7 protein-coding genes are annotated in these 8,263 nt (G+C 72.9%); all 7 read right to left on the bottom strand.

Going from position 1 to position 8,263, the window contains the following annotated elements:
• Nucleotides 1–389 precede the first annotated feature (389 nt).
• Nucleotides 390–1,865: a flavin-containing monooxygenase gene (locus tag KVF89_RS23775; RefSeq protein WP_257429148.1), complete on the bottom strand. Its 1,476-nt coding sequence runs from the start codon at nt 1,863–1,865 to the stop codon at nt 390–392.
• Nucleotides 1,866–1,990: 125 nt separating this feature from the next.
• A complete protein-coding gene (locus tag KVF89_RS23770; protein WP_257429147.1) occupies nt 1,991–2,725 on the bottom strand; it encodes an SDR family NAD(P)-dependent oxidoreductase in 735 nt (244 codons plus the stop codon).
• Nucleotides 2,725–3,666, bottom strand: a complete 942-nt coding sequence (locus KVF89_RS23765) for an alpha/beta hydrolase (protein WP_257429145.1) — start codon at nt 3,664–3,666, stop codon at nt 2,725–2,727. The genes KVF89_RS23770 and KVF89_RS23765 overlap by 1 nt, the downstream gene beginning before the upstream one ends.
• 64 nt (nt 3,667–3,730) lie before the next feature.
• The gene (locus KVF89_RS23760) at nt 3,731–5,113 is read right to left on the bottom strand and encodes a glutamine synthetase family protein (protein WP_257429144.1); all 1,383 of its coding nucleotides are present in this window, start codon (nt 5,111–5,113) and stop codon (nt 3,731–3,733) included.
• On the bottom strand, nt 5,110–6,375 hold the full coding sequence (locus KVF89_RS23755) for a type I glutamate--ammonia ligase (RefSeq protein ID WP_257429142.1): 1,266 nt from the start codon (nt 6,373–6,375) through the stop codon (nt 5,110–5,112). Before KVF89_RS23755 ends, KVF89_RS23760 begins: the two co-directional genes overlap by 4 nt.
• Nucleotides 6,372–7,484, bottom strand: coding sequence for a hypothetical protein (locus KVF89_RS23750; RefSeq protein ID WP_257429141.1), 1,113 nt, complete (start codon nt 7,482–7,484; stop codon nt 6,372–6,374). The genes KVF89_RS23755 and KVF89_RS23750 overlap by 4 nt, the downstream gene beginning before the upstream one ends.
• Nucleotides 7,481–8,260 carry an SDR family NAD(P)-dependent oxidoreductase gene (locus KVF89_RS23745; protein ID WP_257429138.1) on the bottom strand — a complete coding sequence of 260 codons (780 nt, stop codon included), beginning with the start codon at nt 8,258–8,260 and terminating at the stop codon, nt 7,481–7,483. Before KVF89_RS23745 ends, KVF89_RS23750 begins: the two co-directional genes overlap by 4 nt.
• Nucleotides 8,261–8,263 lie beyond the last annotated feature (3 nt).

Raw genomic sequence — 8,263 nt, 5'->3', positions numbered from 1 at the left:
CGAGTCGGTCGATGCCGCGCAGCAGTGCGGCGTCCAGGAACGACCGCGCGGCGACCACCGCTTCCACGGCCGTCACCGCGCCGGGACCGTCGATCAGGTCCCAGTCACCGCCGGCCAGCTCCGCGGCACGCTCGGCCACGGTGGTGGCCGTGTCGAGCGCTCCGGGAGAAGTCATGCGCTCATCCTATCGAACATATGTTCGAACCGTCAAGACCCTGCGGACTGCACCCGGGTGCGGCGTGTCACGACATCGGTGACAGTTCTGCGACATCACCGACCTACCTCAGTCCCGCCCGATCCAGCGCCGCCATCAACGACGGACGGCGGCGGCAGGACTCCCGGATCACTCCGAGATATGCCACGAACGCCACCTCTGCGCCGCTCACCGGTCAGTCGACCCGGACCGCCCACCGTCGCAGCAGCCGGGTGGCCAGGAGGTAGGCGGTCGGCCCTTCCGGCCACTGCGACACGATCTTCCCGCTGCCCGCCTGGAAGTAGTTGTCCGTCGCCGCCCAGACCGTGCGGCGCAGCCGGCGCTGGAGCCAGGTGTTGAACCGGCGCATGGCGTCCTCGCGCACCCGGATCCGGCGCCGTCCCCCGTCGAGCCGGGCGATCAGGCCGGCCGCGAACGCCGCCTGCGCCTCGTAGAAGTGGACGAGCGGGATGGAGTTGGTGTTGGGGCCGTACATCATGAAGAAGTTCGGGAAGCCCGGGACCATCAGGCCGAGGAACGCCTCGGGCTCGCCCTGCCAGTGGTCGTGCAGCGACTGCCCGCCCTCGCCGTACACCCGGAAGTTGCCGAGGTAGTTGGCCGCGTCGAAGCCGGTCGCCAGGACGACCAGGTCGAGGTCGTGCTCGTCGCCGTTCGCGTCGACGACCCCGGTGCGGGTCAGCTCCTTGACGCCGTGCGGGACCAGGGTCACCTTCGGGTCCAGCAGCGCCGGGTAGTAGGTGTCGCTGATGACGGTACGCCGGGCCTCGAACGGGAAGTTCGGCGTCGCGTGCTCGATCAGCTCGGGGTGGCCGGCCAGCGAGGTGCGCAGGAACTCCAGCGAGGCCTGCTTGCGCCGGGTGTTCGCGCGACCCCCGATGCGGGCGTGCCCGGAGCGGAACTGGCGCAGGTCGTAGTCGAGGTAGAGCCGCAGCCGGCGCCAGGCGTAGACCGGCGCGAGCCGGTTGAGCCGGCGCTCGCGCGGGGTGAACTCCCGGGCGTTCTTGGGCAGCAGCCAGTTCGGCTCGAGCTGGAAGATCTTCACCTCGCGGGCGGCCCGCGCGGCCTCCTGGATGATCTGCACCGCCGAGCTGCCGGTGCCGACCACGGCGACGGAGCGGCCGTCCATGCTCAGCCCCTCGGGCCAGGTCGAGGTGTGGCAGAGGTCGCCCTCGAAGGCGGTCTCGCCCCGCGCGAACGGCGGCACCGCGGGGATGTTGAGGAAGCCGACGGCGCTGATCACCGCGACGAAAGGCCCGTGCTCCACGCCGTCGGCGGTGCGCAGGGTGTGCGTGGCGGAGGCCTCGTCCCAGCGGACCTCCTCGACCTTCGTGTTCAGCCGGACCTTGGGCGTCACGTCCCACCTGTCGGCCGTGCGCTCCAGGTACCGCTGGAGCTCCTGCCAGCCCGCGTGGGTGCGGGTCCAGTCACTGCGCTCGAAGGAGAACGAGTAGACGTGCGACTCCAGGTCCACCTCGGCGCCGGGGTACCGGTTCTTCCACCAGGTGCCGCCGATGCCCTCGGCCGCCTCGAAGACGACGTAGTCGATGCCGCGCCGGCTCAGCGCGACGGCCGCAGCGATGCCGCTGAAGCCGGCCCCGATGATCGCGACCCGGGGCGCAGGTGCCGGGTGCGCGGGTGCTGCTGAGTTCACCGCTGTCTCCTCCGTGACGAGCCTCTTCAAAGGCTTATTGGTCTATTGTTTAGTTCTTTTGTGGGAGTGTCAAGGAGCGCCGGACGTCCCCGGGCGCCGTCCGTCACGCCGGCCGGACGACGGGCCTACTTGATCTGCGCCGTCCAGCCGCCGTCCACGACCAGGTCGGTCGCGGTGACGAACGCCGCGTCGTCGGAGAGCAGGAAGGCCACCGCGCCGGCGATGTCGTCGGGCAGGCCGAGCCGGCGCAGGGGCGTCCGGCTCTCCATGTCGAGCCGGCGCTCGGGCGCTCGCTCGTAGAGGAAGTCGATCATCGGCGTGAGCACCGCACCGGGGCACACGGTGTTGCAGCGGATCCCCTCCGGCCCCAGCTGGAGCGCCAGCGAGCGCGAGAGGGAGACCACCGCGGCCTTGCTCACCTGGTAGGCGTCGAGCGGCGCGTCCATGCCGCGCACACCGGCGGTGCTGGCCACGTGCACGATGCTGCGCCCGCGACCGTTGCGCACCAGGGGAACCGCGGCGGCGGTGAGCCGGCGCAGGGCGTGCAGGTTGACGCCCAGCGTCGTCTCCCAGACCTGCTCGGAGGTCTCCAGGAACGAGCCGTCGTCGTCGAAGAGGGCGACCCCGGCCGCGTTGACCAGGTGGTCGAGGCTGTCCCAGCCGGCGAGCAGCTCCTGCGGGTCCCCGGCCAGCAGGTCGAACGGGACGTACTCCGCCCCCGCCGGAAGATCGACGCCGTCGGCCGGACGCACGTCGGTCGCACGCACCCGCATCCCGTCGGCGACCAGTCGGCGCACGATCGCCGCCCCGATCCCGCCGCCCGCCCCGGTGACGAGCGCGGTGCGGCCGGCAGCGGACATCAGGAGCCGCCCCGCGTGAAGGCCGTGGCGAGCCGCTCACCGGCGAACCGCATGGAGTCGGCCGCGGTCGGGAACAGCTCCTCGAGGCCGAAGAAGCCGTGGATCATGCCCGGCGTCTCGCACACCTCGACCGGGACACCGGCGTCGGCCAGGGCCTTCGCGAACAGCGCACCCTGCGGGCGGATCGGATCGCACTCGGCCAGGACCACCGTCGTCTCGGGGAGCCCGGCGAGGTCCGCGTCGAGGACGGCGACCCGCGGGTCGGTGGCATCCGCGGGCGAGGCGAGGTAGTTGTCCTGGTGCCACTGCAGCTCGTCGCGGTAAAGCATGACGCCCTCGTAGTCGGCGTCGAAGCCGATGCCCAGGTCGCAGGTCGTCACCGGGTAGACGAGCAGCTGGTGGCACAGTACGACGGCGCCCGACTCCCGCAGCGCGACGGCGGTGGCCGCGGCGAGGTTGCCGCCCGCGCTGTCGCCCGCGACGGCGATCCGGGAGGCGTCGACCCCGGCCAGGCGACCGGGCTCGGCGGCCCAGACGACGGCGTCGTACGCGTCCTCGGCGGCGGTCGGGAACCGGGACTCCGGGCCACGCCGGTAGCCCACGCTGAGCACCGCGCTGCCGGAGGCCAGGGCCAGGAGACGCGTGGTCGTCTCGTGCGACTCCACGCTGCCGAGCAGCCACCCGCCGCCGTGGAAGTAGACCGTCAGGGGCAGCTCGCCCGCGCCCTCGGGCACGAAGAGCCGCGCCGGCAGCTCCGCGCCGTCCCGGGTGGGTACGACGACGTCGACGACGCGCGCCACCGGCGGCTTGGCGAGCCCGCCGAGGTCGCCGTCGAAGTTCGCCCGCGCCTCGGCCACCGGCAGGAGGTGGGCGTTGGGACGCGGCGAGGCGTGGGCGTCGTCGATGAGCTTCTGGGCGAGGGGGTGCAGCGGCTGAGGCATGACGGCTCCGATCATCGGTGTCGTTGTCGTGGCGGTTCGGTTCGGGTGCGGTGGGCCGGACGGGTCAGACGCGCTCGTAGTAGCGCTTGACCTCCCAGTCGGTCACCGCGCCCGACTCGAAGGAGGCGAGCTCGGCCGCGGCCGAGGCGTGCAGGTGCTCGAACACGTCGTCGCCGAAGGCGGCGCGGGCGAGCTTGGAGTGGGAGAAGCGCTCGACCGAGTCGTGCAGCGACGAGGTCATCACCTCGACCGAGCTGTTCCCCCACGCGTTGCCGGAGAACACCGGCGGCGTCGGGTCGCCGGCCTCGATGCCGGCCAGACCGGCGGCGATGGTGGCGCTGAAGGCGTAGTAGGGGTTGACGTCCGCACCCGGGATCCGGTTCTCCACCCGGTACGACGGCCCGCGGCCCACCAGCCGGAAGGCGCACGAGCGGTTGTCGTGGCCGACCGCGATGGCGGTGCCCGCGAACTGGTCGGGCAGGTAGCGCTTGTAGGAGTTGACGGTCGGCGCGAACAGCAGCCCGAGCTCGCCGGCGTACGCCAGCTGGCCGGCGACGAAGGACCCGAACCGCGGCGACATCCCACCGGTCTCGTCCGACCAGCACAGCGGTGAGCCGTCCTCGGCGTCCCACATGCTCACGTGCAGGTGGCACGACGAGCCGACCTCGTCGATCTTCGGCTTCGCCATGAACGTGACGGTGAGGTCCGAGCGGTGCGCCAGCTCCTTGATGCCGTGCTTGAAGAGCACGTGCCGGTCGGCCATCTCCAGGGCCGCGCAGTAGTCGAGCGTGATCTCCTGCTGGCCCAGGCCCCACTCGGGCTTGGAGGACTCGACGGGGATGCCGAACTTCGGCATGTCCTGGCGGATCTGGTGCACGAACCACTCGTCCCGCCCGCCCTGGACGACCTGGTAGTCGGAGCGGTAGTCCGACAGCATCCGCAGGTCGCGGTACTCGGCCCGCCAGGCCTCGGCCGGCGAGACCGCGGCGACGAAGAACTCCAGCTCGGAGGCGAACTGGAAGGCCAGGCCCTGCTCGCGGGCCCGCGCGATCTGGTGCTTGAGGATCGTGCGCGGCGCCACCGGCAGCAGGTTGTCGACGGCGCCCTCGTAGGCGTCGCAGATGACCAGGAGCGCGTGCGGCTCCCACGGCACCCGCCGCAGCGTCGCCAGGTCCGGCACGAGCCGGATGTCGACCCAGCCGTTGTCGGCGTTGGACACCGGCAGGTCGAGCGGGTTCATCTCCAGGTCGACGGCGAAGACGAAGCTGCTCGCGTTGACGCCCTGCCCCTGCAGGCACAGGGTCCGGAAGGCGTCGATCGTCAGGCGCTTGCCGACCAGGCGGCCGTACGGGTCGGGCGCGGCGCAGATGACGGTGTCGACCTCGCCGCGACGGGCGAGGTCCTCGAAGGTGTCGAGGTCCACGATCGGGTCAGCGGGATGGTTCACAGGTGCTCTCCGTAGCGTCGAAGTTCCCAGTCGGTGATGGTGGTCTGCAGCCAGCGCTCGTAGCGGGCGGCCTCGTCGCGACGGGTCGCGACGTAGCCCGTCACGAAGTCCTCCCCGAGCACGGCCTTCGCGTGGTGCGACGCCTCGAGCCGGTCGGCGGCGGCGCGCAGGTCCGCCGGCAGCGGCTCGGCGTCCGCGCGGGGACCGGACGGCGGGAGCGTGAGGCCCTCGTCGATCCCGACCAGGCCGCCGCCGAGCAGCGCCGCCGCGACCAGGTAGGGGCTGGCGTCCGCTCCCGGACGGCGGTGCTCGACGCGCGCGCCCGGGACCGAGTCGAGCAGGACCCGCAGCGCGGTGCTCCGGTCGTCCGGGCCCCAGGTCGCGGACTCCGCCACGAACATCTCCTTGTCGAGGCGCTTGTAGGAGTTCACGAACGGGAGCACCAGCGCGGACAGGTCGCCCATCGTCGCCAGCAGCCCGGCCAGATAGGTCTCCGCGAGCGGCGAGAGCTCGCCCGGACGGTCGGCGAAGACGTTCCGGCCGGCCCGGACCAGGCTCGAGTGGACGTGCCCGCCGGCACCCGAGCGGTCGCCGTACGGCTTGGCCATGAAGGTGGCCCGCAGGCCGCGCTCGGCGCAGAGGTCGCGGAAGTACTGGCGGGCCCGGGCGGCGCCGTCGGCCGCGCGCAGGGCGGGCTGCGGCTTCAGCGCGAACTCGAAGAAGCCCGGGCCGAGCTCGGCGTGGAACGCCTCGACCGGTGCCCCGATCTGCTCCATCCGGTCGATGAACGCCGCCGCGACCTCCTCGGTCTCGCGCAGTCGGGTCAGGCTGTAGGCGTTCTCGGTCCGGCCGAGCGGGGCGCGGGTCTCGGCGTCCTCGATCCAGAGCTCGTACTCGAAGCCGAGCACCGGCTCGAGCCCGAGCTCGGCGTACCGCCCCGCCAGGCGGCCGACCAGGCCGCGGGCCGACGCCGGGATCGGTACGTCGTCCGCGTCGACCAGGTCGCCGATCGCGGCGGTCACCCGGCCGGTGCGCCACGGCAGCTCGACCACGGTGTCCGGGTCGACCCGGACCCGAGCGTCCGGGTAGCCGTTGGCCGCGTTGCTCGTCGGGGTGTCGGTGACCTCGTCGGTCAGCGAGAGCCCGTGCACGATGGTGCAGAAGGCGAGCCCGTCACCGTCGAGCTTCTCGGTGCGCACCAGCTTGCCGCGGAGCCCGAGGTCGTAGTCGGGCACCTCCAGCTGGGTCAGCGCGACGCTCATCGCACCCCTCCTTCCGCGGGCGGGCGGTGCCGGGGGCTGCGGCCCACCCGCTCGTAGACAGCGTCCGGCACCAGGGAGGGATCGCGATAGATCCACCAGGTGCAGGACGGGTTCTCCTCCGTCGCCGGCCACGTCGGCGCGTCGATCACCCGGGTCGGGTAGCCGAGCCGGTCGATCGGCATCACCTCGTTGAGCTGGCAGCAGTGCACGCAGTAGGAGCAGACCCCCACCTTGTTCCAGGCCCAGTCGTGGGGCTGGGTCGTCACCGCGAAGTCGTACGGCGCCGCGGATCGCGGGCTGCCGCCGGTGATGCCGGCGGCCAGCGAGCGACCGCCGGACCCGCACGGCGCGAAGCGGAACCCGATCCGGTCGGGCTCCTCGATCACCTCGACCGCACCGCTGCGGTCGGGTCCGGTCAGATGGGCGTGGAAGCCGTCGAAGACCGCGACGGCGAGCTGCCGCGCCGACTCCGTCCAGGGTTGGCTCGCCAACGCGTAGCGGCGCTCGTGGGCGTCGTACCAGTCGGCCATGAGGTGGTCCCACAGGTCGCCGAGCGCCTGCTCGCCGACCAGCCGGACCGCCACGTCGACCATCCCGGACACGAGGTCGACCGCGTCGTCGTGGATGGCCTGCCAGCAGGCGCGGGCCTCCTCGATCGCGACGTCGGCGGCGGCGGTGTCAGCGGTGTCGCGGGCGTCGTCGCTGCGGCACAGCGCCGCCGCCTGCTCGGCACGGGCGACGTAGTCGCCCCAGCGGGCCGTGATCACGTCGTCGGGCCCCTGAGCGAGGAGCCGGCGCAGCCGGGCCTCCTCGCGCTCCAGCACCGCCGGATCGGCCCCCTGCGCAAGCACCCAGGCCCCGGTGGTGCCGGGCCAGCTCCCGTAGACGTCGCGCAGCTCGTCGGCCTCCAGCACGGACACCTCGACCAGCGCCGCGGCGTCCTCGGACCGGCCCTCGGCCAGGGCCCGGCGGGCCGCGGCGAAGGTGCCCTCGCCGAGCTCGTGCCACGAGCCGGTGCGGGTCATCCGGCCCAGCGACGGCTCGTCCGCGAGCACGCCCGGGCCGGCCACCAGGGGGCTCGGCAGGATCTCGATGATGTCGGCGCTCATGTCAGCTCGAACCCTCCGTCGATGCGCAGGTCCGCTCCGGTCACGTACGACGCCTGGTCGGCCAGCAGGAACGCGATCGCCGCGGCGACCTCCTCGGCCCGGGCGAACCGGCCGAGCGGCACCCGCGGGGCCAGCGCCGGCGGCAGCTCGGCCGCGGCGCCGTGGGCGGCGGCCATCGGGGTGGCGACGAAGCCCGGCGAGACGGTGTTGACCCGGATCCCCCTGGCCGCCAGCGCCCGGCCCGCCGTGCGGGTGAGCATGGCGAGCCCGGCCTTGGAGGCCGCGTAGGCGGGGTTGGGGTCGGGATTGCTCAGCGCGATGACCCGATGCGCCTCGATCGACCCGACGTTGACCACCGCACCGCCCGCGTCGGCGAAGCGCGGCCCGGCGGCGTCGAGCACGCGGTAGGCACCCACCAGGTTGACGTCCAGCGTCCGCAGCCAGCTCTCGCCCGGAGTGCCCGCGAAGCCGGTCTCGTCGAGCACGCCCGCGCAGTTGACGACGTACGACAGCGAAGTGTCGCCGCGCAGCCGGTCGAGCGCCGTGGCCAGGCCGGCGTCATCGGTCACGTCCACCGCGGCGCAGCGCCGGCGGCCGTCGTACCCGCCGTCGTCGTCGGCGGCCACCCGGTCGAGGCAGAGCACGGTCAGCCCGGCGTCGAGGAGCAGCGTCGCGGTGGCCGCGCCGATGCCCCCGGCGGCACCGGTCACGACCGCGACCTCGCCGGCGTAGGTCAGGCTGGTCCCGCGTGCGTTCTCGTGCATGGCCTCGTGCATGAC

Origin of the sequence: Nocardioides carbamazepini, from assembly GCF_024614185.1 — a bacterium.
GTDB classification, from domain to species: Bacteria; Actinomycetota; Actinomycetes; order Propionibacteriales; family Nocardioidaceae; genus Nocardioides; species Nocardioides carbamazepini.
Note: the sequence above shows the minus strand (reverse complement) of the source record. Positions and strands in the feature narration are given on the sequence as shown.

What these genes read in the sequence shown, in the direction of transcription:
- KVF89_RS23770 (WP_257429147.1), bottom strand. Translation starts at nt 2,725, where the DNA reads ATGTCCGCTGCCGGCCGCACCGCGCTCGTCACCGGGGCGGGCGGCGGG.
- KVF89_RS23765 (WP_257429145.1), bottom strand. Translation starts at nt 3,666, where the DNA reads ATGCCTCAGCCGCTGCACCCCCTCGCCCAGAAGCTCATCGACGACGCC.
- KVF89_RS23755 (WP_257429142.1), bottom strand. Translation starts at nt 6,375, where the DNA reads ATGAGCGTCGCGCTGACCCAGCTGGAGGTGCCCGACTACGACCTCGGG.
- KVF89_RS23750 (WP_257429141.1), bottom strand. Translation starts at nt 7,484, where the DNA reads ATGAGCGCCGACATCATCGAGATCCTGCCGAGCCCCCTGGTGGCCGGC.
- KVF89_RS23745 (WP_257429138.1), bottom strand. Translation starts at nt 8,260, where the DNA reads ATGCACGAGGCCATGCACGAGAACGCACGCGGGACCAGCCTGACCTAC.